The organism is uncultured Thomasclavelia sp., from assembly GCF_944324745.1.
In the GTDB taxonomy this organism is placed as follows: domain Bacteria; phylum Bacillota_I; class Bacilli_A; order Erysipelotrichales; family Coprobacillaceae; genus Thomasclavelia.
Window position 1 is genome coordinate 68,468 of record NZ_CALUXO010000018.1, and the last position, 24,471, is coordinate 92,938.

General features: G+C 30.7%; 21 protein-coding genes and 1 other annotated feature. Of the genes, 19 read left to right on the top strand and 2 right to left on the bottom strand.

Annotated elements, in window-relative coordinates; genetic code table 11:
• Positions 1 to 101: 101 nt before the first annotated feature.
• The 5 genes from Q0K54_RS01895 (at position 102) to Q0K54_RS01915 (ending at position 4,301) form a co-directional block, all read left to right on the top strand.
• Positions 102 to 1,043 carry an NmrA family NAD(P)-binding protein gene (locus Q0K54_RS01895; RefSeq protein ID WP_294578149.1) on the top strand — a complete coding sequence of 314 codons (942 nt, stop codon included), beginning with the start codon at positions 102 to 104 and terminating at the stop codon, positions 1,041 to 1,043.
• 15 nt (positions 1,044 to 1,058) lie between these two features.
• Positions 1,059 to 1,997, top strand: coding sequence for an NAD(P)H-binding protein (locus tag Q0K54_RS01900; RefSeq protein ID WP_294578150.1), 939 nt, complete (start codon positions 1,059 to 1,061; stop codon positions 1,995 to 1,997).
• A 140-nt stretch (positions 1,998 to 2,137) separates the two neighbouring features.
• Positions 2,138 to 2,578, top strand: a complete 441-nt coding sequence (locus Q0K54_RS01905; protein WP_294578151.1) for a GNAT family N-acetyltransferase — start codon at positions 2,138 to 2,140, stop codon at positions 2,576 to 2,578.
• A 47-nt stretch (positions 2,579 to 2,625) separates the two neighbouring features.
• On the top strand, positions 2,626 to 3,297 hold the full coding sequence (locus Q0K54_RS01910; protein ID WP_294578152.1) for a response regulator transcription factor: 672 nt from the start codon (positions 2,626 to 2,628) through the stop codon (positions 3,295 to 3,297).
• On the top strand, positions 3,282 to 4,301 hold the full coding sequence (locus tag Q0K54_RS01915) for a sensor histidine kinase KdpD (RefSeq protein ID WP_294578153.1): 1,020 nt from the start codon (positions 3,282 to 3,284) through the stop codon (positions 4,299 to 4,301). Before Q0K54_RS01910 ends, Q0K54_RS01915 begins: the two co-directional genes overlap by 16 nt.
• Before the next feature lie 20 nt (positions 4,302 to 4,321).
• Here Q0K54_RS01915 and Q0K54_RS01920 read toward each other — a convergent pair whose 3' ends face one another.
• Positions 4,322 to 4,825 carry a DUF2798 domain-containing protein gene (locus Q0K54_RS01920; RefSeq protein WP_294578154.1) on the bottom strand — a complete coding sequence of 168 codons (504 nt, stop codon included), beginning with the start codon at positions 4,823 to 4,825 and terminating at the stop codon, positions 4,322 to 4,324.
• 209 nt (positions 4,826 to 5,034) lie between these two features.
• Here Q0K54_RS01920 and Q0K54_RS01925 point away from each other — a divergent pair, with 209 nt between their 5' ends.
• From Q0K54_RS01925 to Q0K54_RS01940, 4 genes are all read left to right on the top strand, one after another.
• A complete protein-coding gene (locus Q0K54_RS01925; protein ID WP_294578155.1) occupies positions 5,035 to 7,494 on the top strand; it encodes an ABC transporter permease in 2,460 nt (819 codons plus the stop codon).
• Between the two features lie 14 nt (positions 7,495 to 7,508).
• Positions 7,509 to 9,962 (top strand): ABC transporter permease, encoded by a 2,454-nt coding sequence (locus tag Q0K54_RS01930; protein WP_294578156.1) that lies wholly within the window; start codon positions 7,509 to 7,511, stop codon positions 9,960 to 9,962.
• 73 nt (positions 9,963 to 10,035) lie between these two features.
• Complete coding sequence (locus Q0K54_RS01935; RefSeq protein ID WP_294578157.1) at positions 10,036 to 12,498, top strand: ABC transporter permease; 2,463 nt, start codon at positions 10,036 to 10,038, stop codon at positions 12,496 to 12,498.
• A gap of 15 nt (positions 12,499 to 12,513) precedes the next feature.
• On the top strand, positions 12,514 to 13,203 hold the full coding sequence (locus Q0K54_RS01940) for an ABC transporter ATP-binding protein (protein ID WP_294578158.1): 690 nt from the start codon (positions 12,514 to 12,516) through the stop codon (positions 13,201 to 13,203).
• A 68-nt stretch (positions 13,204 to 13,271) separates the two neighbouring features.
• Here the strand turns inward: Q0K54_RS01940 and Q0K54_RS01945 are convergent, their stop codons facing one another.
• Positions 13,272 to 14,276: a YeiH family protein gene (locus Q0K54_RS01945; protein WP_294578159.1), complete on the bottom strand. Its 1,005-nt coding sequence runs from the start codon at positions 14,274 to 14,276 to the stop codon at positions 13,272 to 13,274.
• 111 nt (positions 14,277 to 14,387) lie between these two features.
• Here Q0K54_RS01945 and Q0K54_RS01950 point away from each other — a divergent pair, with 111 nt between their 5' ends.
• The 10 genes from Q0K54_RS01950 to Q0K54_RS01995 all read left to right on the top strand — a co-directional run.
• Positions 14,388 to 15,281 (top strand): LysR family transcriptional regulator, encoded by an 894-nt coding sequence (locus tag Q0K54_RS01950; RefSeq protein WP_294578160.1) that lies wholly within the window; start codon positions 14,388 to 14,390, stop codon positions 15,279 to 15,281.
• 27 nt (positions 15,282 to 15,308) lie between these two features.
• Complete coding sequence (locus tag Q0K54_RS01955) at positions 15,309 to 15,449, top strand: hypothetical protein (protein ID WP_294578161.1); 141 nt, start codon at positions 15,309 to 15,311, stop codon at positions 15,447 to 15,449.
• A 9-nt stretch (positions 15,450 to 15,458) separates the two neighbouring features.
• A complete protein-coding gene (locus Q0K54_RS01960) occupies positions 15,459 to 16,382 on the top strand; it encodes a hypothetical protein (protein WP_294578162.1) in 924 nt (307 codons plus the stop codon).
• Between the two features lie 91 nt (positions 16,383 to 16,473).
• Positions 16,474 to 17,757: a trigger factor gene (gene tig / locus Q0K54_RS01965; protein WP_294578163.1), complete on the top strand. Its 1,284-nt coding sequence runs from the start codon at positions 16,474 to 16,476 to the stop codon at positions 17,755 to 17,757.
• A gap of 57 nt (positions 17,758 to 17,814) precedes the next feature.
• Positions 17,815 to 20,136, top strand: a complete 2,322-nt coding sequence (gene lon / locus Q0K54_RS01970) for an endopeptidase La (RefSeq protein ID WP_294578164.1) — start codon at positions 17,815 to 17,817, stop codon at positions 20,134 to 20,136.
• 148 nt (positions 20,137 to 20,284) lie between these two features.
• Positions 20,285 to 20,884 (top strand): ribosome biogenesis GTP-binding protein YihA/YsxC, encoded by a 600-nt coding sequence (gene yihA, locus Q0K54_RS01975; protein ID WP_294578165.1) that lies wholly within the window; start codon positions 20,285 to 20,287, stop codon positions 20,882 to 20,884.
• Between the two features lie 86 nt (positions 20,885 to 20,970).
• Complete coding sequence (locus Q0K54_RS01980; protein WP_294578166.1) at positions 20,971 to 21,759, top strand: LysM peptidoglycan-binding domain-containing protein; 789 nt, start codon at positions 20,971 to 20,973, stop codon at positions 21,757 to 21,759.
• Positions 21,756 to 22,670: a hypothetical protein gene (locus tag Q0K54_RS01985; RefSeq protein WP_294578167.1), complete on the top strand. Its 915-nt coding sequence runs from the start codon at positions 21,756 to 21,758 to the stop codon at positions 22,668 to 22,670. Before Q0K54_RS01980 ends, Q0K54_RS01985 begins: the two co-directional genes overlap by 4 nt.
• A 24-nt stretch (positions 22,671 to 22,694) precedes the next feature.
• Positions 22,695 to 22,900 (top strand) — a binding site (T-box leader).
• A gap of 31 nt (positions 22,901 to 22,931) precedes the next feature.
• Positions 22,932 to 23,582, top strand: coding sequence for a hypothetical protein (locus Q0K54_RS01990; RefSeq protein WP_294578168.1), 651 nt, complete (start codon positions 22,932 to 22,934; stop codon positions 23,580 to 23,582).
• The coding region (locus tag Q0K54_RS01995; protein WP_294578169.1) for a class I tRNA ligase family protein at positions 23,575 to 24,471 on the top strand (897 nt) is incomplete at its 3' end. The genes Q0K54_RS01990 and Q0K54_RS01995, both read left to right, overlap by 8 nt.

A 24,471-nucleotide genomic window follows, 5' to 3' on the forward strand; every position in this document is an offset into this window, starting at 1 on the left:
ATATGGACTATAAGTAAAACTTATAGTCTTTATAATTTTTTGGTTACTATTTTTATTCGATGAAAGTGCTATCATTTTAAACAGAAGAGGAGGAATAAAAAATGTCAAAGTTTATTGTAACTGGTGTTGACGGTAATTTTGGTAATTATGTGGCAACACATATTGAAAAATTAACTGCCAAAGAAAATTTGATTTTTACTTGTCCCTTTGAAGAAGGAACGAAAGAATGGAAAGAAAAAGGATATGATTGCCGGGTAGCTAATTTTAATCATCGCGAAGGTTTAGAAAAAGCTTTTGTAGGTGGAGATGCAATTTTAATTATTTCTTCACCATTTGTTGGAGTCAAAAGACGTAATGCTCATAAAAATGCAGTCGATGCGGCTATTGCAGCTGGAGTGAAGAAAATTGTCTATACTTCATTAGTTAATGCTCAAGATGAAGAAAATCCTAGTATTGAAAAAATAGATCATGCTTATACTGAAAACTATATTGCTAATTTAGATGTTGATTTTGTTTTCTTGCGTAATAGTCAATATGCTGAAGCGATGATCACAAGTTATTTTGCTGCTCAAGAAACTGGTAATATGATGACTAGCTGTCAAGGTGATGGGCATATGTCATATATTTCTCGTCGTGATTGTGCTAAAGCAGCGATGTATGCCTTAGTTAGAGAAGATTTGCATTATGCTACTTTGAATATCAATGGTCCGGAATCATTAACATTACAAGAATTTGTAACTGCTGGAAATCAGGCTACTAAATTAAATATTGGTATTAATAATGTATCCGAAGAAGAAACTTATGCCGCTTTTGATGCTATTGGGGTACCAAGAAATACTGATGGTCATTTTGAAGAAGATTCAGTCGCTCCATATTCATCTGATGGAATGGTTACTTTTGCTCGGGCAATTAGATTAGAAAAGATGGCCACTCATACTAATGTCTTTGAATGGTTGACAGGTGATAAACCTCGAACAGTTTCTTATATGTTTGAACATGCTGATGAATATCAGGTAGGTCAAAGAAATAGTACAGATTCTTAAAGGTGGTAGTAAATAATGCGTAAAATAGTAGTAAATGGTGTTGATGGAAATTTTGGTAGTTTAGTAGCTGATTATATCTTAAAGTTAGTTGCTAAAGAGGAGCTAGTTTTTACGGCACCATCATTAGATAAATTACAAAAATATCAAGAGATGGGTATTAAAGTTGCTAAAGCAAATTTTAATGATCCTGAAAATTTAATATCTGTTTTTGATCATGCTGATAAAGTATTGTTGATTTCAATGCCATTTGTTGGTCAAAAAAGAAGAATTGCTCATAAAAATGTTGTTGATGCCTGTGAAAAAGCTAATGTAAAACAAATAGTTTATACATCAGTTTTATCAGCAGCCCATCCTTTTAATCCCAGCATTGAAAATGTCGACCATTCTTATACCGAAGCCATTATTCAAAATTCATCATTAGATTATATTATTTTAAGAAATTCATTGTTTGTCGAGGCTTTTACTAGTGATTATATGCGGGCGGTAGAAGCTGGTGAAACAACTATTTCTAAAAATATGGGTGATGGTCGTGTATGGTTTATTTCTCGAAAAGACTGTGCCTATGGTGCGGCTTGTGCTTTAAACAATCAATTATTACATCGGGCTATTTTAAATCTTAATGGGTTAGAACCATTATCTTATGATGATTTTCTAGCTATTGGTAATCGAGTAACTAATCATAATATTACATATACAAAATTAACAGATGAACAATTATATGCTTACTTCGATTCAATTGGAGTTCCTCGAGATACCGATGGTGATTTTTCTAAAAGTCCAATTCAAGCAACTTCAGAAGGAATGGTTACTTTTGGAACTACAGTAACCCAAGGCTATTTAGATGTACCGGTTAATGATTTTAGTTCTTTAACAGGGCGTTTACCACTTTCGATTGAATATGTTTTTGAACATGTTGAAGATTATTTATTAGGCGATCGACATCCAAGCGAATAATGATAAAAATGACTGCTAAAATCTAGTAGTCATTTTTAATTTAGCGCTACAAAAGCTAGATTTTAGATGCTGATGATATTTATAATATTATATAATAATGTCATAAAAACATTATTAAAGTTAATTGGAGAGGATTTAAGATGGAAATAGAAATTAAAGAAATCACAGAAGCTGATTTTAGTGGTATTTTTGGATTAGTTAATTATGAACTAGGATATCACGATTTAAATTATCATCAATTTATACAGCGTTTAAAACTGATGATTAGTAGCGATAATTATCAAACTTTAGTGGCTAAAGATGATAATAAGGTAGTAGGATTTATTAGTTTGTTAATTTTTTGTACTTTAGAATACGATGGCTTGGTTTTAAAAGTAAATGGACTAGCAGTATTAGAAAATTATCAGGGAACAGGAATTGGAACCAGGTTATTAGAAGCTGGTGAAAAATACGCGAGAGATCATCAATGTGTCTTGATTAATCTAAATAGTGGTCTTCAGCGGATAAAGGCCCATCAGTTTTACTTAAATAGAGGTTATTTAAAAAAAGGTTATAGTTTTGCTAAAAAGATTGACTGTTAAGATGACAGTCACTTTTTTTATGTTATACTGTTTTTAGAGGTGGCATTATGAATAAGACAATTTTAGTAGTAGAAGATGATGTGATGATCTTACAGTCGCTAAGTGAAGCATTGCAGTTAAAACAATATCAGGTTTATACTAGTGAATCACTGGAACAAGCTAAAAAAGTATTACAAAACTATAAAATAGATTTAATTATTTTAGATATTCAGTTACCTGATGGTCGGGGAATTGATTTTTGTGTTGAATTTAGAAAAAGTAGCCGCATACCGATTATTTTTTTAACTGCCTTTAGCGATGAGCGGGCAATTATTGAAGGATTAGATGCTGGTGGTGATGATTATGTTTGCAAACCATTTAGTATTAATGAATTATATGCCAGAATTAATTCGGTCTTAAGAAGAACTACTGATCAAGAGATATTAGTTAGTGGTGATTTGAAAGTTGATCTGGCTAATTATAAAGTTTATAAAAATAATCAGGAGATTATTTTAACAGCAATTGGCTATCAAATTTTATTTTTATTAATTAATGCTCATGGTCGAGTAATTACCAGAAATCAATTATTAGAGTTGATTGAATCAAAAACAGGTAATTTTATTGAAGATAATACTTTATCAGTTCATATTAAAAGATTAAGAGAAAAACTGGGAGTTTATCAGGGAAAAGCTTATATTGAAACAATCAGGGGGATTGGATATCGATGGATAAAAGGTTGATGAAGACCAATAATAATCAAATGAGTATACTAGGAAGATTTTTGGTCTTAACAAATTTAATCGCTGGAATTAGCTATTGTACGCTCAAAGATAGCAGGGTGGTGATTTTATTAATATTATTAGTTTCCAGCGTTGGGGTGTTTTTGATAGTTAAAAGGATGTTTGAGCGATTTAATCAACAGCTTGATTACTTGATTAACTGTAGTGAAATGATTATTGAAAATAATCATCAGCATCTAGATATTATTGATGGTGAAGGAAAGATTGGTATCTTGTCGCATAAACTTTATATTTTAAATGAGCGTTTTGCTAATCTGATTGAAAAGATCAATCAGGAAAAATTAAAATTAAAGGATTATATTGAAGATATTTCCCATCAAATTAAAACCCCAATTACTTCAATGCGAATAAATGAAGAATTATTATTAAATCAGCCACTAGATCAACAACAATATGACAAAATCAATAATATTCATATTCAAACTTTAAAAATTAATCATTTAATTGCAGCATTATTACGACTTGCCAAAGTAGAATCTAATAGTATTGACTATGATTTTCAAGAGTATTATCTATATGAAATTATTGATAATGTTGAAAACATCTTGACACCATTACTATTAAAAAATAATACGCGGTTAAATTTTTCAAATAATTCATTAAAAATTAAGTGTGATTTTATCTGGTTTAGTGAAGCTTTAGAAAACATTATTAAAAACTGTATTGAAATCAATCCTGATGATGTTATTGATATCGATAGTAAAGAAGATAATTTTCAAGTTAAGATATTGATTCATGATCATGGACCAGGATTTGAAACTAAAGATCTAAATCATCTTTTTGAACGTTTTTATACTACGAAAAATAGTCAGGGATTTGGGATTGGTTTAGCACTGGCCAAAGAAATTATTAAAGGACATTATGGTACAATTGAAGCTAAAAATGATCAGGGAGCTTTATTTATTATTACGATTCCTAAAATTATGGTTAAAAAGAAATGTTAAAAAAGACGCAAAGGCGTCTTTTATGCTTGTTTAAATAATTTTCTAAAGATCAAACGACTTAAAGGGCCAGCTGCAAATAAGTTCCAAAGCAAGGCCATGGGAAAATTCTTTAAGACCGTTCCTACCCAGATGGCAGGTAATTGGATGATAGGATTATGAGCTAGGATGACATTAAAAATAATTGAAGCTGCCAGTGTCATCGTGGGACACATGATCAATACGGTACAACAAGAAATAATTATAGTAATAAAAAATGGATTGTCTTTTTCTGGGTTGATGATCTTACTGGCTAGATGGTGTCCGATTTTATTTCCCCATAGATTGGAAAAAATGAAAACGAGGATCCACATATAGGTGTCTTCAATTAAAGCATCTAAAAAGACTTCATTGGTCATGTTGCTAAGACCGCCAGGAAGTAAATAATAACCAGCTTTAATAGCACTGTTATAAACTTCCATTCCATAAGCCATGGTAACTGACATTAAAATACCGAAAATAATTTTTTGAAATCTGGTTCTAGGCATATATTTCTCTCCTTATCAAATAGATTAGAAAAAGGCGTTAATCTTTGAATACAATTCATAGACTACGCCTTAACGACTTATTTCTATTTAAAAAGATTACTGCCAATTTCATTGGGAATTTTAGAAAAAAAAGAATTATTTGTCAAAGTTAAAAATGTCACGAAATGGTAAGATATATCAGTTATACTAAGATTAGGGAAGGTGATATCATGAATGTTAGTTTAAAATTAGCGCTTGATGATCTAAAAAGAAATAAACATGATACCATTGCTTTAATCATATTGGCTATAATTGTTTTTACACTTTTATTATCTACAGCTATCTGTTTACCGCTTTATTATCAATCAAGCTATCAAAGTCAGATTGAAAAACAAGGAAAGTGGATCTATTATAGCCAAAATATCGACCGGTCAACCTACGAGTATTTAAAACAAAACAATAGTTTAGTTTGTGGTTTGAAAATTACCGGCAGCTATGAAGATCAATATTATGTATCCATGGTCGAAGATAATATTAGTCAATTAGTTAATACAACTAAAATGATTCGGGGACATTTTCCGCAAGCTGGTGAAATTGCTTTAAGTCAAAGCATTATTAATAGTTTACCTGATGATTATCATGTTGGTGATATTATAACGATCAAATATATAACCAATGATCAAGAAGTTAAAGTAGTAACGGCTAGACTATCGGGGATTATTGTTGAACAAACTATTAATGATTTAAGTGCTCTCGGTGATATTGTTTTACCACTGGAAAAAAGTGAAGATGGTTTAAATTGTTTTGTTTATGATAAGCAGCTGGCTGGACTTAGAAACAGTGATGATTTTTATCCGACTTATTTAAAAAAGAGTAATAATCAAGATATTGCCGCTATTTATAATCAGGCTTATCAATTAGATAACACCAGTCGTTTTGCCAATCGAACTAGTTTTGTTATGATTTGTATGATCGTCATGATCGTTGCTCGCGGGATTATGTATGGCACAGTATTTACTACAATGGAAAAAAGAAGATATACTTATACTTTGCTGCGGGCCATCGGACAAACTAAACAACAGGCTCATCAAATGAGTTTTTATCAAACGATGCTAGTTGCTTTAATTGGATTATTATTTAGTTTAGTGATGACAGTTTTAGTTGTCATAATTGCTTTGATGATCATTAAAGCAGCTATCTATCAAAAAGCGCTGATAGATTTGGATTTATTATTAATCATACTGGCGCTTGTAAGTGGGATAATTATTATTTATGAAGGAGTGGCCCTGCCTAATATCCAAGCTTCTAAGCAGGCGTTGACGGGGAAATTTGAAAATAAGAAATTTAAAGTTTTTGAAAGCAGTAAACATAAGTTAAAATCACTGAAATTAAGACGGTTAGCCTGGCGAGAACTGACTAAAAATCCATTGTTTATTTGTATTGTAATACTAATTTTTAATCTAGCGTTTTTTAAAGTCGATGATTTAATGATCGTATCTTCTAGTTATCATCAAAAAAAGCCTTTATATAATCGCATCATTAAAGATAATGGAATTCGCATTTCCAGTGACTGTAATAGTGGTTTGGATGATACTACGCTGGAACAACTAAAACAATATTCAAATGAGATTTATTATTCAAAGAGGGTTCTAGGTAATGAAGAAGGCTTTTATTGGTCAAATCTGGAACAATCATTATTTGGACAGAATAATTATCACTACGATGACCGTCAAATAATAACTGATAATATTTATTATTATAGTTTTGATGATGATCTAAACAGTCAAGATTATTTAAAACAATATCTACAGGGAAGAATGCCAGCTGATGAAAATGAAGTAGTTGTTTATGCACCGTTTTTAGCAACTGTTGATGTTTTCAAGCGCCTTGATGCAATTGATTATCTAGATCATCGGATGATTGATTTTAATGCTTCCAGTGATCAAACCTGGCAACTGGGAAGTAAATTGACTGTTTATCAAAATAATCGCTATGAAAAGGTCGATGATGAAACGACAATTGATTTTCAAGCTTTAAAAGAATATGAGATTGTCGGTATCATTGATTACTTGCCAGATGATTATTTGATTTATGATGATGAATATTTTGGAAAGTTTAGTTTGATCGTAAATAACGATGAATTTAATCATAAAGCTAGTAGTTTAAACAAAATATCGTCTGGTTATAACAATGTATTAATCAAGACTAAAAATCAGCCACTATTATTAGCTAAGATCAATCAGTTAAATAATATTACCCAAAAAGAAGTTGTTTCAATTTCTCATCAGTATTCAGACTATTTACAAAACTTAGCTGGAGATTATCATAGGTTGATTTTAATTGTGTTGAGCTTGTTTTGTTTATCGGTATTGTTGTTTGGTTATATTGCAGTCTATCGCTCATTTACGATTAAAAACCAAATTGGTAATTTAAAGGCGATTGGGATGACTAATCGACAGATAGTTAGCTGGTATCGTGATCAAATTATTATTTTAGGTAGCTTAGGGTTGATTTATCCACTTTTTATGATCATTGAAAGAATATATCTTCGTTATTTGAATATTAACAATTTAATTATGGTACTGGTTATTTATGCAATTTATACGATTGTTCTAGCTTTAGTTTATTGTTTACCCCTTAGAAAGATCTTAAAAATGGATATCATTGAATTATTTGATAAAAAAGATTGATGGGAGGGGAAAATATGAATATTAATCGGAAACTAGCAATAAATAATTTGAAAAGAAACAAACAAGATACTCGTTCACTAATTATTTTAGCGACTATTATTTTTACACTGTTATTGACTATCGCTTTAATTTTACCACCATATTATCAAGCTCAAGCACAAAAAAGATTTGTTGATAATGGTAAATGGATTTTTTATGGAGAAGCAGTCAGTCTGAGTGATTATCAAAATATTATTGATAATAATGATGAAGTTGTTGCTCTTAGTGAACTAGGGAAAGCTAGCTATAATCAAGATTATCTAGTTACTGGAGTTACCGGCGATTTAAATGCTCTAGTTAATATGACCAAGCTTATTGATGGAAAGATGCCTCAAGATGGTGAAATAGTGCTAAGTCAAGTTGTTTTGGATAGTTTAAATTATACCGGTAGTATTGGTGATATGATTACGATTGAATATCAAGATAATAAACAAAATATTCAAAAAATAGAAGCCAGATTATCAGGTATTATCAATAATAATATTTTATATCAGGGAACTTATTTAAATTTTGCTTTAAGCCAAGTTTATAATCAAATAACCATTGGTGATATCATAATCCCAATAGCTATTCCAAGTGAAATATTAAATTGTTTTGTCTATACTCAACAACTAGATAAGTTGATTCAAGAAAGTAATTTTGCCCAGATTCATAATAGTCCAGCCATTAATTTTGATTGTGACGAGATTATTTATAATAATGCCTATCAGGCAACGACCAGTCTGGCAATTAGTCAAAGTATTGATTTTTTAGGGGCAATTGGTTTGATTGTTGTTATTGGAATTGCTTTAATGATCGGAGTGGTAATGTCTTCACTGGAGAAGAAAACGCATGATTTTGCTTTGCAGCGGGCTGTTGGCCAAACTAAAAGACAATTATATTTGATGCTTTTTGATCAGGCAATGTTTATTTGCCTAATTGGTCTTCTTTTAGGTGGTATCATGGCAGTAATTATTAGTGTTGGAGGTTATTCTATTATTAATAGGCTGATTTATCCAGTTAGTGTAAGGTTAGATTATCAATTAATAATAAGTATGATTTTAGTAGGGATATTTATTATTATCGCTGGTATTTATCTACCGACTTTCCATGCTTCTAAAAAGGCTCTGGTGGGAACGTTTGATGAAGAAAAATTTAATCGTTTTGCCTTTCATCATTATAAGTTATCAAGGCAAACTATTTTTGCTTTAGCTAAAAGAGAAGTCTTTACTAATCTTAAGCTAAATATGATTTTGATCATTATTTTAACGATCATGTTTTCAACCATAAATAGTTTCATAACAACATCCTTAAATTATCAAGATAATCAGCAAGCATTAAATCAAAACTTAGAAAACAATCAAATCAGATTCAAAAGTTTTAGTGGTCTTGGTTTATCAATCAATCAAATTAATCAGCTAAAACAATATACCAATCAAATAAATTATTATAAACGATTACAGACAATGGATGAAAATTATTCCTGGGATAATTGGCAACAGTCATTGTTTAGTGAAAATCTTAAACAAGGCTTAGGAGTAGACTATTATAGTTTTGATTTTGATGATAAGATTAAAGATTCAATCAAACCATATTTAACGGGACGATTACCAGAAAACGAAAACGAGATAACTGTTTATGTCCCAGCTGTGATGTTAAATTCTAACAACCGTTTATTTTCAGCCAAAACCGATAATACATTTGAAATTGGAAAGCTATTAACGGTATCCACAAACGATCATCAGTCACCTGATGACAATGGTAATATTACTAACAATAAACAAACTAAAAAAGAATATCAAATTGTAGGAATAATTAAACAGTTACCAGATGAAAATATTATTTATTTTGATAATTCAGTAAATTTTTGTCTGATCATTAACGAAGATGAATTTAGACGTAAAACATTACAAGTTGATCCAACGATAAATTATCAGGAAAATGCTTTTAATCAGGTCTTTGTTAAAACTGCTGACAAACAGATACTACTAGCTACAGTTAGACAATTTAATATAGATCACCTAGAAACTGATGCTTTTAGCAATTATTATCAAAATCAAGCGCAGAACTTAAAAAATGATTTACTATTAGCTATTATTTATGCAATCTTATCATTAGGATTAGCTTTGATTTTATTTACTTATTTAGCTAAGTATCGAATCAGTAATCAATGTCAAAAAATTGGGATTTTAAAATCATTAGGAACCACCAAAAAACAAATCTATTGGATGTATTTAATACAGGTATTAATGCTTGAAACAGGGGATTTGTTTTTAGCAATGTGGTCATTTGTCTATTATTGGAATCAGGGCAGTTATCAGTTTGATTCTTTATTTGTTATTCTGGGATTTGATGTAATATTATTGATAGTTATTGCTGTAATTTATTGTAGACCGCTTCGTGAGCATTTAAGGCAGGATATTATTAAATTAATTAAAATTAGAGATTAGTTTATTAATATTATTTTTATGTCACTAATTAGTAAGAGTGATTAGATATCATAATAACAGGGAAGGTGATATCATGAGTGTTAACTTAGATTTAGCAATTTGTAATTTAAAACGGTATCGACGCGATAGTACCACCATGATTATTTTATCGACTATTATTTATACTTTGCTTTTAAGCTTATCACTATGTTTACCGACATATTTTAATGCTTTGAATCTTAAAATGATTGTTGAAAATGGCAAGTGGATTCATTATGATGCCAATATTGACAGTCAAAAAGCTAAATATCTTCAAGCACATAACGATGAAGTGGCCTTGATGTCACAATTAGGGTTAGCTGATTATGATGGTAATAATTATCTGGTGACGGGCTTAGAAAATAATGTGGAGCAATTAGTAAATTTAAGCCGTAATTTAAGTGGTAAACTGCCACAAACAGGTGAAATTGCTCTTAGTGAAGAATTGTTGCATCAATTAGGATATCAGGGAAATTTACAGGAGATAGTTACTATTGATTATCTTGACAATAATCAAAATCACCAAACGGTTACTGGTAAATTATCAGGTGTAATTAAAAATAATGAAATTATCAATTTCGATGGTCAAAGTCATTCACCTGAAAACTACCAAGATACTATTAGTATCGGTGATATTATTTTACCATTTGATTTAAGTAGTAATAATATTAGCTGTTTTGTTTACGATGATCAGTTAGCTAATGCTAAAAATATTGGAGAGTTTAATCAATTATTTGAACAAAAAACTGGCTTGCTCTGGTCAAATATTATTTATAATAACGGTTATCAAATATCTGCCACTATTACAGTAACTACTAATATTAATTATTTTAAGATTATTCTAGCTGTTATTTTGATTGGAGTTACGATTATGGCTGGAGTAACGCTATCATCAATGAATCGTAAAAGTCATGAGTTTGCTCTGTTGCGGGCAGTCGGTCAAACGAAGAAACAACTATCCTTGATGCTATCTTATCAAACTTTGATAATTTGTTTAATTGGTTTAATCGTCAGTATTGGATTATCGCTATTAATTAGTGAACTGATGTTATTGGTAATTAAAAAAATATTAATTGGTGGGGCAGTGATGAAAATTGATTGGGGATTAATAATCTCGATGATTTGTTTGGGTTTTGGAATATTGTTTTTTAGCAGCTATTTGCCAAGTCGCCAGACATCCAAAAAAGCATTATTAGGTACTTTTGATGAAGAAAAATTTAAGATTATCGACAACCATCATTATCGATTAAGACATCAAAATGTGTTGGCATTAGCTAGAAGAGAATTAGCTAACAGTATCCGACTTCATTTGATTTTGATTGTTATTTTGTCATTGGCGTTTATTAGCATCGATCGAGTAGTTTTTCAATATCAGCAGTATCTTAATAATAAAGCTTTGATGGAAGATGATCTAACAATGATTAGAGTAACTTCAAATCTTAAAGACGGCTTATCAAAAGAAACGGTTGCCAAACTTACAGCATATACTAATAAGATTTACTACTTTCAAAAATGTGAGAGTTATTTTGAAGGTTTTTCATGGGAAAATAATACCGATTCACTTTTTAATAATAACTATGAGGAATATCAAGGACAAATAATTAGTGATAATTTAGTTAACTATTATTGTTTTGAAGATAATAATTCTCGGGAATACTTAAATCCATATCTTCAAGGTCGAATGCCAGAAAATGAAAATGAAATTGTTGTATATGCCCCTTATTTAAAACAAGTGATGGCGATGGGTGTTCCATATCGTGGCGATGGTGATGATACTTTTAAAATTGGAAAGATATTGACTGTCTATGAAAATTATCAAGTTGTAAGCGATGAAATAACCTTTAATAATTACGATAATCGAAAAGATTATTTGATTGTTGGGATAATAAATGAATTACCTGATGATATGTTGATTTCTGATTATTATGATTTTAGCTTAATTGTCAATGATGAAGAATTTAAACGTAAATATCAAATTATCAATGATGATTATGATTATCAAGATACTCGTTATAACGAATTGCTGTTAAAAACTGATAATCCAACGTCATTATTAGCTAAATTAGATTATTTGAATTATGAAAAGGTTTTTAAAGTTAATGTTTTAAATCAAGAATTATCAATTCAAAATCAGGATCTAAAAGATTCATGTTATCGGGATTTATCAGAAGCAGTATTAAGTATTGGTTTTTCGGTTTTTATTTTAGCATATGTCATTAATTATCGACTCATCAACAATAAAAGAACAGTAGGAATTTTAAAGTCGTTAGGAATGACTAAAGGACAACTGTATCAGATGTATGGATGCCAGGGATTGATTATTTGTTTTGGAAGTTTGTTGATTTCGTTGATACCAATCTCTTATCGTATTTATCTAGGATATTACAGAGATTATTCATATGGTATGACGTTTTTGCTATATTTGATGATGGTGGCTGTAATAATTAGTATCTATGTTGTTTCGATTAAAAGAATAGTTAGTCAGGATACAATTAAATTAATTAAAATTAGAGATTAGTTTGGAGGGAAGATCATGAGCATTATTTTAGAAGCCAAAGGGATCAGTAAGACATTTGGTTATGATGAAAATAAAGTTGAGGCCGTTAAAGAAGTTGATCTACAAATAGAACAAGGAACTTTTGTCGCGATTGTTGGTCGTAGTGGTTCGGGAAAGAGTACGTTGTTGCATATTTTAGGTGGTTTAAGTAAGCCAAGTAAAGGTGAAGTTCTTTTAGAAGGACAGTCATTATATACGATGAACGATGATAAATTAACTAGATTTAGAAGAAGACGAATGGGATTTATCTTCCAATTTTATAATTTATTGCCTTCGCTTAATGTTATTGAAAATATTGTTTTGCCCATTCATTTAGATGGTGGTAACCATGATGAACGGTATATTGAAGAAATTTTAGGTTATCTAGGTTTGGAAAGTAAAAAGTTCGCTAATATCAGTGAATTATCTGGAGGACAGCAGCAAAAAGTGGCTATTGCTAGAGCTCTGGCTAGTAAACCAGCCATTATTTTAGCTGATGAACCAACAGGAAATTTGGATGCTAAAAGCTCGAAAGAAGTTGTTGAGCAATTACGCTTTTCTAAACAGAAATATCATCAAACAATTATTTTGGTTACTCATGATGATTTAATTGCTTCTAAAGCTGATCGTATCATTACGATTGAAGACGGAAAGATTGTTCGAGATCATAATAATTTAGTTGGTTAATAAATTGACTTGAAAATGGTGCTTCGGTACCATTTTTTAATAAAAAACGATACTTCATTGAAGTACCGTTAGAAGATTCCTAGTAATGCCTGCATTGAAAGACAAACAACAGTTATGGCAATCCAGCAGCAGAATCCTAAGAAAATTGGTTTACCACCACTTTTAATTAATTTAACAATATTAGTATTTAAACCAATCGCAGCCATGGCCATGACAATAAAGAATTTACTTAATTCTTTTAATGGAGCAGTAATTGTTCCTGGTAAATTAAAGACCGTAGTGATAACAGAAGCTAAGACAAAGAATAAAATAAAGAATGGGAAAATTTTCTTTAAATTAAAGGTGCTTTTATCTTTTCCAGCTTCACGGGTTCTTTTGATGGCCAATACTAAAGTAATTGGAATAATAGCCAATGTCCTAGTTAATTTAACAATAGTTGCCTGATCTAATGTATTGCTGCCATGGATACCATCCCAGGCTGTAGCAGTTGCAGTTACTGATGAAGTATCATTAACAGCACTACCAGCGAAGATCCCAAATCCTTCATTTGATAAACCAAGAATTCCTCCTAAGGTTGGGAAAATTAAAGCTGCGATGATATTAAATAAAAAGATAACTGAAATAGCTTGAGCAATTTCTTCATCGTCAGCTTCAATTACTGGTGCTGTTGCAGCGATAGCGGAACCACCACAAATAGATGAACCAACACCAATTAAAGTAGCGATTTTTGATGGAATCTTTAATAGTTTACATAAAACATATGAAACAACTAAAGAAGTAGTAATCGTTGATAAGATGATTGGTAATGATGAACTACCAGTTTTAACGATATCTGATAAATTCATTCCAAATCCTAATAAAATAACCGCATATTGTAAGATTTTTTTAGATGTATAAGTAATTCCACTTTGTACCTTACTTTTATCTTTGATGATAAATGTAATGATCATTCCTAATAAGATGGCAAATACTGGGCCACCAATTAATGGAAATTGTTTACCAAGTAAATAGGCTGGCAAAGCAATAACTAAGCACAAAATGACACCTAAAGCATTATTTTTGATTTGTGACATGATATTAATCCCCCTTTATCGAGGCTATTATACAAAAATAATTCAATAAAATAAAATTATATATCTTTATTTAATGATAAAAATATGTTATAGTTATTGTGGGTGATTGGAATGCTTGATTTTCGTATTGATACTTTTTTAGCTGTATGTAAATTTATGAACTTTACAAAAGCTAGTCAATATCTAAACATAACCCAGCCAGCCGTTTCTGGTCATATTAAATATTTGGAAGAATATTATCAGGTTAAGTTGTTTGTTTATTCGGGTAAAAAGATGCAATTAACTAAAGAAGGCAAAATTTTATTAGAAGTAGCAACAACATTAAAACATGATGATATTTTTTTAAAGAAAAAATTAAAAAATCAATCTCAAAAGCAGGAATTGATTTTTGGCGCAACCTTATCGGTTGGGGAGTATATTATGCCTCGAATTATTAATTCTTTATTGCAGGAAAACTGTAATTTAGCTATTAAGATGAAAGTTGCCAATACCAGTGAATTATTACAAGGAATCAATGAAGGCAAGTTGGATTTTGCCATCGTTGAGGGATATTTTAATAAAAATGAATATGATTATCGAACTTTTTGTTACGAGGATTATATTTGTGTTGGCGCAAATGATTTAAAAATTGATAATCTGGTTGATATCAGTAGTCTTTTTAAATTTAATTTAATTATTCGCGAACGAGGTTCTGGTTCTCGTGAGATTATTGCTCGCTGGTTGAAGGAACGAAATCTGGATTTGACAGATTTTGATAAAGTCATTGAAATCGGTAATATTAATACTATTAAACAGTTAGTAGCTAACTTACAGGGAATTACTTTTATCTATCAAATGGCAGTTACCAACGAAATCAATCAGGGAATTTTAAAACAAATTAAAATCAATGATTTACAGATTCGTCATGAGATAAATTTTATCTGGCGGAAAAATAGTGTTTTTAGCGACTATTATCAACAATTATTTGAATTATTACAATTGCAAAATAAGAAAGTATTGTTATAATAGAGGAATAAAAAGGGAGTGATGTACATGCCTTTAACAGATGATGATTTTTTAAAAGACAGTAAATTAGAACTTTACAACGAAGTGATTAAAAATCTACAAGAACAAGAAGATGAAGATAGTCAAGAGATTGAATATCAGTTAGATTTGTCAGATGAAGAGGAATAGGGAGTTAAAATGATTGAAGAATATATTGCCAATAATCAGTTTCAAGATGCTTTGGAATTGTTAAATGATATGGATGATGAAACAACTCGTTATCAGCGATTAGTTTGTCTTTATGGTTTAGGACAATATCATCAGGCTAAAAATGAAGGAATTTTAGCTAAAGCAAAAGCGACTAATACTTATTATGATGTTGTTAGTATTTATGTGGCAACATTAAAAGAATTAGAAGAATTTGAAGAAGCAATTAATATTATGGTTGAAGAACTTTCAATGCCATATATTCCTTTTGAATATGAAATGATGTTCAATGCTGCCTATGATGAATTGTTACTTGCTAAACGAGAAGCTAACGAAGGAATGGAACGGGTTAATCGTGCGTTTACTTTGGAAGATATGGAAAATATCTTGTCGAAAGATCAAGTTAATGAAGACTTGCTTTATATGGCAATTGAACAGATGGAAGGAATGAATATCCGTCGTTTAGTTCCAGTTATTCGTAATTTCTTAAAAGATGAAAATAAGCCAGGTTTTGCTAAAAGTTTACTAGTTGAATTAATGATTGATCAAGAAATTGATGAAGAATTACAATTAGTTAAAAATGGTGTGAATTATGAGTTGAATCCTAGTTATGCGCCATTGGTGTTAAATCAGGAAGTTGGTGAATCAATCTTAAAATTGCTCTCTGAGGGAATCGAAGATGATAATCCATCACTGTTTGCATTGTGTGAACAGTTTTTAAGTTATTATTTATATTTAGTCTATCCTAAATATATCGATGAGTATGATTATCGGGCAATTGCAGGAGCAATTCACTATCACCTGGCTTCAATGCAGTATATTGATATTGAAATGGAAGATATCGAATTTTTATATAATTGTGATGAAGCTGAGGTTTTAGAAAAGCTTAATGAAATAAGAGAAATTGAGTATTAGAAGAAAAATTGCATGATTAATTGTTCAAATAAGTTGAATTAATGAAGTTGTTAGTATATAATACGTGATGAAACTAAAAAAGGAGAATAGTATGAAAATCAGTAATAAAAAATTAGAAAATGCAATTGTTGAATTAACAGTAGCGTTTGAAAACGATGAGTGGAAAGCTGCTCAAGATAAAGCACTTAATAAATTAGCAAAAAGAGTAAAAATTGATGGATTTAGACCAGGAAAAGCTCCTGTAGCTTTGGTTAAATCAAGAGTATCAAAAGCTAGTATTTTAGAAGAAGCTTCTGATGCTATCTTACAAGAAAAATTTGTGCAAATTTTAACTGATGCCAATGTTGAACCAGTTGCACAACCAACTTTATCAGTAAATAAAATTAATGCTGATGAATTAGAAGTAGTAATTAACGTACCAGTTAAACCTGAAGTTGAATTAGGTGAATATAAAGGATTAGAAGTTAAAAAAGGTCGTGTTGCCGTAACTAAAAAAGAAATTGAAGAACAATTAGCTAACTACCAAAGTCAATTTGCTGAATTAAGCATTAAAGAAGGTGGAAAAGTTGCTAAAGGTGACACTGCTGTAATTGATTATGAAGGATTCATCGATGGAGAACCATTTGAAGGTGGTAAAGGTGAAAACTATCCATTAGAAATCGGAAGTGGTTCTTTCATTCCAGGATTTGAAGATCAATTAATTGGAATGACAACTGACAATGAACAAGAAATTAAAGTAACTTTCCCTGAAGATTATGGTGCAGCTGATTTAGCTGGTAAAGAAGCTACTTTCAAAGTAACTGTTCATGAAATTAAAGAAAGACATTTACCTGAAATTGATGATGAATTAGCAAAAGATGTTAATATTGATGGTGTTGAAACTTTAGAAGAATTAAAAGCACATATCAAATCTCAAATCAAAGCTCGTAAAGAAACTGAAAGTGAAAATAAATTCAATGATGATATTTACAAAGCTTTAATTGCATCATCAAAAGTTGAAGATAGTGATGCATTAGTAAAACAAGAACAAGATATGATGCTTCAAGAAATTGAACAAAATTTACAAAGACAAGGTTTAAACTTCGAAGTATATGAACAATTCACTGGAAAATCTAAAGATGATGTTCGTGAAGATATTAGACCACAAGCAGAAGAAAGAGTTAAATTAAATTTAATCATTGATGCAATTATCGAAGCTGAAAATTTAGAAGTTAACGATGAAGAACGTGAAGCTGAATTACAAAGAATTGCTGATATGTATCAAAGAGAATTAGACGATGTTAAAAAGATTTTCGAAGGAAATATGAGCCATGTCGAACATGATATTTTAACTCGTAAAGCAATGGATTTAGTAAAAGAAAATTTAAAGAAATAAAAAGACGCTCATAACACGCGTCTTTTTAGTAAAATAAGAAAATAGGAGGAATAGAAGATGGACGAACAAACTGTATTAACATTACCGGTAGTTTGTACTCGAGGTATGGTCGTTTTCCCAGAAAACCATCTTACCTTAGATGTTGGACGCCCTGTAAGCTTAAAAGCACTTCAATTAAGTACTAATGAGCATGATAACAATATCATTTTTGTTTCACAAATAAATCCTTTAGAGGATAATCCTTCTTTTGATGATGTGTACCATGTAGGTACTCTTTGTAAAATTGAACGTAAAGTAAGACGTGATAGCTCTGGAACAATTAAATTAACAGTTCTAGGTGCTAAGAGAGTTGAATTAACAAATTTTGAATTACATCAAGGTAGTCTTTATTCAACTGTTAAGATCATTGAAGATGAATTTGGTGATCATAACGAAGAGGTTGCCTTAGTTAGAAAAACAACTTCATATTTTGAACAAGCTAAACGTAATATGCCAAATATGCCATTAGATTCAATTAATCGATTAACTAATGGTGTATCTGCCAGTGTTTTAGCGGATACTATTGCGCAATATTTACCAATTGATTTAAAACAAAAACAAAAAATTCTAGAAACTTACAACATTAATGAAAGATTATTACAAGTAGTAAGTTCAATTGAATCTGAAAAAGTTATTGGTGAAATTGAAGAAACCATCAATCGTAAAGTACGTGAAAACATTGATGAAAATCAACGTGAATACTACTTACGTGAAAAATTAAGAGCAATTAAAGAAGAATTAGGTGACAGTGTTCCTAAAGAAGATGATGCTGAAGCTATTCGTGAAGAATTAAACAGCCATCCATATCCACAACATGTTAAAGATAAAATTGAAGAAGAATTAAGACGTTTTGAAACGATGCCGGCTGCTTCTTCTGAAGCTAATGTGGTTAGAACTTACATTGACTGGATGATGAAAACACCATGGTATCAAGAAACTAAAGACGTTGAAGATATTGCTCAAATTGAAAAAGTCTTAAACGAAGATCACTATGGACTTGAAAAAGTTAAAGAAAGAATCGTGGAATATCTAGCTGTAAAACAAATGACAAAATCTTTAAAAGCTCCAATCATCTGTTTAGCTGGTCCACCAGGTGTTGGTAAAACTTCAATTGCTAAAAGTATTGCTCGAGCATTAGATCGTAAATTTATCAAAGCCTCATTAGGTGGGGTTCGTGATGAAGCTGAAGTACGGGGACATCGTCGTACTTATTTAGGATCTATGCCTGGAAGAATCATTCAAGGAATGAAAAAAGCTGGAGTAGTAAATCCAGTATTCTTACTTGATGAAATTGATAAAATGTCAAGTGATTATAAAGGTGATCCTACTAGTGCTATGCTTGAAGTATTGGATCCGGAACAAAATAGTTTCTTCTCTGATAACTATCTAGAAGAACCATATGACTTATCAAAAGTATTATTCATTGCAACTGCTAATGATTTAGGTAACATTCCAGCGCCACTTCGTGATCGTTTGGAAATTATCGAGTTATCTTCATATACTGAACAAGAAAAACAAATGATTGCGAAAAATCATTTGATCAAAAAACAATTGGCAGCTCATGGATTAAATGATAGTCAACTAACATTTGAAGATGATGCATTAATGTATATCATTCGTCACTATACTCGTGAAGCTGGGGTTCGTGATTTAGAAAGATTAATTGCTAAAATTTGTCGTAAAGCTGTTTTGACAGTTTTAAAAGACAAAAAAGAAACTTTGAATGTAACTGTAGCTTCTTTGGAAGATTTACTTGGTAAAGCACCATTTGAACATACTAAGAAATTAGATCATAGCCAGGTTGGAGTCGTAACTGGTTTAGCTTACACTCAATTTGGTGGCGATATTTTACCTATTGAAGTGAATCATTTCGCTGGTACTGGTAAATTTATTATTACTGGTCAACTTGGTGATGTCATGAAAGAATCTGCTTCTATTGCTTTAGATTATATGAAAGCTAATAAAGAAAAATATGGACTTGAAAAGATTGCTTTTGATAAAGAAGATATTCATATTCACGTTCCTGAAGGAGCAGTTAAAAAGGATGGTCCAAGTGCTGGGGTAACGCTTACGACAGCAATTTACTCAGCCTTTAAAGATCAGCCAGTTCGTAATGATGTAGCGATGACTGGTGAAATCACTTTACGTGGTAATGTTTTACCAATCGGTGGTTTGAAAGAAAAATCAATCTCAGCTCATCGTTCTGGTATTAAAACGATTATTATTCCTAAAGATAATGCTAAAGATATTGATGAAATTCCAAAGTCAGTTCAAGATGATCTTGAAATTATCTTAGCAGATCATATCGATACAGTATTAGATCATGCTTTAGTTAAATAATTTTTTTAACCACTTACGTACTATTTCATAACAGAGTTTGTGTTATTTAAGAAGTAATTGTGATCAATTTTGATGACATTACTTCTTTTTTTGATTAAAAAAAGGTATGATATAAATAAACATAGATTATTTAATATTGGAGGTTAAGATGGCAAAAATAAAGAAAGCGCAATATATCTTGTCAGCAGCCTGGAAAAGTCAGTGGCCGGAAGAAAGTTATCCTGAAATGTGTTTGGCGGGACGGAGTAATGTTGGTAAAAGCAGTTTTATTAATACGATGCTAGGTCGTAAAGGTTTAGCGAAAGTATCGAGTACCCCAGGAAAAACTAGAACATTAAATTTTTATAATGTTAATGATGCTTTGTATTTTGTCGATGTTCCGGGATATGGTTATGCTAAAGTAAACGATAATATGACAAAACAATTTGGTAAGACGATGGATGAATATATTAGTCAGCGAAATACGTTAAAAGGATTTATTTTGTTAGTTGATTATCGTCATAAACCAACTAAAGATGATGTTATGATGTATGAATTTGTTAAACATCATGAAGTTCCAGTAATGGTCGTGGCTACTAAAGAAGATAAATTAAAACGTAATGATTTAAAAAAGAATGAAAAGATTATCAAAGATACATTAGGATTACACCCAGAGGATAAATTTGTTCGTTTTTCCAGCTTGAATAAAAAAGGAATCGATGAAGCCTGGCAATTTATTTATGAGTTATGCGATATTGATTTTAGTTAAGAATTAAAGGTCGTTTGACCTTTTTTATTATGTGTAAGAAAATCATATTTAATCATTATTTGCATATATAATTATGGGAGGTATATATGCAAAAGATATTTTTTGAAAAGTGGATTGATTTAGATCATCAGTTAAAAGAATTGGTTTCTTTATCGGTTGATGAATCAATTAATTATAAGATTGAAAGTGTTGGAGTTCGGGCGATTGGTAGTTTGATCGTTAAAGGGGAGTATAACGATAATCAGAAGTTTGATGAAAATATCGATTTAGATATTTTGGCAACTTTTGATAAGATTGTTGATCAACGGGATTTTAATATCAAAGTTGAAGATTTTGATTATACGATCAAAAATGGTGATGTTAAGATCAAGATTGAAGTTGGGATACATGGGGTAGTCGATGGTGAAGATCGTTATGTTAAAGATGAAAAAGAAGAGTCTGAATTATTAGTTGATGATAAAGATCCTCTTGAAGAAATTGAAGATTTAATGCGTGATGATGTGATAGAAGTTAATAATGAAGATCTTTTAGAATCATCGAATGATCAAGAAGTATTGAATGGACCAGTTGTAGAAAAGTTAGCTCCTGCTACTACTGTTGAAAATGATGATAGTTTAATTACCAGTAATGAAAAAGCTGTTGAACAGGAAATAAATGAACAGTTACAAGAAAAAGTTTATCCTAGTAAATCACGACCAATCTTTCAAGATGTTGAAGATAGTGTGGGAACTTATTACTTATACATTGTTAAGGATACTGATAGTTACAGTGATGTTGCCACCCGGTATAATATTGATGAAGAAATTATCAGAAATTATAATCAAAATAAAGAATTAGAAGCTGGTAATGTGTTAATTATCCCATATGTTCCATGAACGAGATAATTAAAGAAGCCTATTCTTTAAATGTTATCGGATATATTAGGGTAACTAGTAAAGTTTATAAAGTTAAATGTCAAGAAGGCTTTTTTAGTTTAAAATTTGTTTCCAATACTAATTTAACGATCGTTATTGATCATATTGAAAGTTTGCATTTAAAATGTTTTGTTCCGATTCTTCGTAATTGCCACAAGCAGATCTTAACTAGTTATCAGGATAAAAAGTTTTATCTATGTCCCTGGTTAAAAGATGATAATGTTATTATAAAGGAATTGAAATTGAAGTTTTATTATGAATGTTTATCGTATTTACATTCCAGTACTTTCTTTAATTATAGTGTTCCTAAAACCTATTTTAAAGAACAGATAAATGAAATTAATGAGATCATTAAAGAAAGAAAAGTTTATTATAATGAACTGATGAACCATTTTGAAATATTGAGTTATCGTTCACCTGCGGGCTGGATGTTTGTTTTAAACTATTATCGAATTGAAGAATGTTTGAATAAAGCCCAAGAACTATTAGAAGCATATCAAAACTATGTTTGTAATCTTGATACAATTAGACTTTGTTTAACTTATAATAATTTTAATTATGATCATATTTTAATGAAAGAAAATTGTTTGATTTCTATTGATGAAATTAAAATCAATTTATGTATTTATGATATTTATTATATGTATCAAAAAATTCCGGAACTGATTTTTGATTTTGAAGTTATTTTAGATACGTATTTTTGTAAGATTAAACTTCAAAAAGAAGAAAGATTATTGCTTCAATGTTTGTTGCAGGTAATTCCAATCGTCAAATTAGGTAATGATGAAGTTAATAATATTATTTTAATGTCACGGCTGTTGTATTATCTAGAATCAATTTCTTCGTTAAATAGAAAGCTTTCGATTGACTAGCGGCTTTGATTTTGTTAGAATGTCTTTAAAGCAATGATTAGGAGGAGTAAATCAGGAGTCATTAAAGAGAGTCTCTTAAGTGCTGGAAAAGAGATATGATGAGTGATTGAAGGTAGCCTAGGAGCTGGTTTATTGAACTTAAGTAGGTAGACACGTATGACTGCGTTAAAGTTTAGAGGCATATGATTAGTATGTAAAGTAAGGTGGTACCACGAGCATTCGTCCTTATGACGATGCTTTTTTTATTTTAAGGAGGAAATTATGGAGTATTCAATTATTTGGATTTTATTTATCTTAGGATGTTTATTTCTCTTTTTATCTTACAGCAAAAAGTTGAAAAAATATCGTAATATCCAAAAGCAGCAAAAACAACAATATGAAGAAAATCGAGTTAAATATCAACATTTTACTAGTGAATTATTTGATGAGACACCTGATGAAGAGTTAACCCATGCGGTATTATTTCATATTTTGGCTAAAGAAGATAAACTGTATGAAGGTGATGAGATTCAAGGAACTTTGGTAGATGTTTTAACTCATAGTGAGTTATTGATCTATACGATTTATCAAGTTGAAATGTCATTAGAAGGAGGACGGGGTTCAATACATAATTTCTTTATTAAACAGCCGTATTGTTTATATCGTCCTTATGCAAAAGAAGCTTTTGAAACAGTTAATTGTCCTGAATTGGCAGAATTAATTTCAGCAGCAGATGATTTGGCCAAAGCAGTTGAAAATGATGAAGATATTGATTTAGATGATGATAGTGATTATGGAACATATAACTTCTCTGATTTTACTAATGCGATTGCTTCATCACTGAGAACATCAGGATTATTAGAAAAAGCAGCGAAGTTTATTCGAAATAATAAAAATGATTTTATTGATATAGAGGGGGATAATGATGAGTAAACAATTAGAGCCAAAATACGATCACAAAAAAGTAGAAGCTGGTAAATATCAGCATTGGCTAGAAAAAAAATATTTTGAAGCTGGAGATACTAGTAAAAAACCGTATTCGATTGTTATTCCACCACCTAATGTAACTGGAAAATTACATTTAGGGCATGCTTGGGATACAACATTACAGGATATGATCATTCGTTATAAAAGAATGCAAGGCTATGATGCTTTATGGCTTCCAGGAATGGACCATGCTGGAATAGCTACTCAAGCTAAGGTTGAAGCTAGAATGCGTGAAGATGGTATTTCTCGTTATGATCTAGGACGCGAAGGTTTCTTAGAAAAAGCCTGGTCTTGGAAAGAAGAATATGCTTCAATCATTCGTAGTCAATGGGAAAAATTAGGTTTATCTTTAGACTATTCCAAAGAACGTTTTACTTTAGATGAGGGATTAAGTGAAGCGGTCAAAGAAGTATTTGTTACTTTATATAATGAAGGTTTGATTTATCAAGGTGAAAGAATCATCAATTGGGATCCAGTACAAAGAACAGCCTTAAGTAATATTGAAGTAATCCATAAAGAAATTGAAGGTCATATGTATTATTTCAAATATCAAATCGTTGATAGTGATGAACAGTTGGTCATTGCTACAACTCGTCCTGAAACTATGTTTGCCGATCAGGCTATCTTTGTCCATCCAGATGATAAGCGTTATACCCATTTAGTTGGTAAAAAAGTAATCAACCCAGCTAATGGTGAAGAGCTTCCAATCATGGCTGATAGCTATATTGATATGTCATTTGGAACGGCGGTAATGAAATGTACTCCAGCCCATGACCCTAATGACTTTGCACTAGCTAAAAAATATAATTTAGCGATGCCAATTTGTATGAATGAT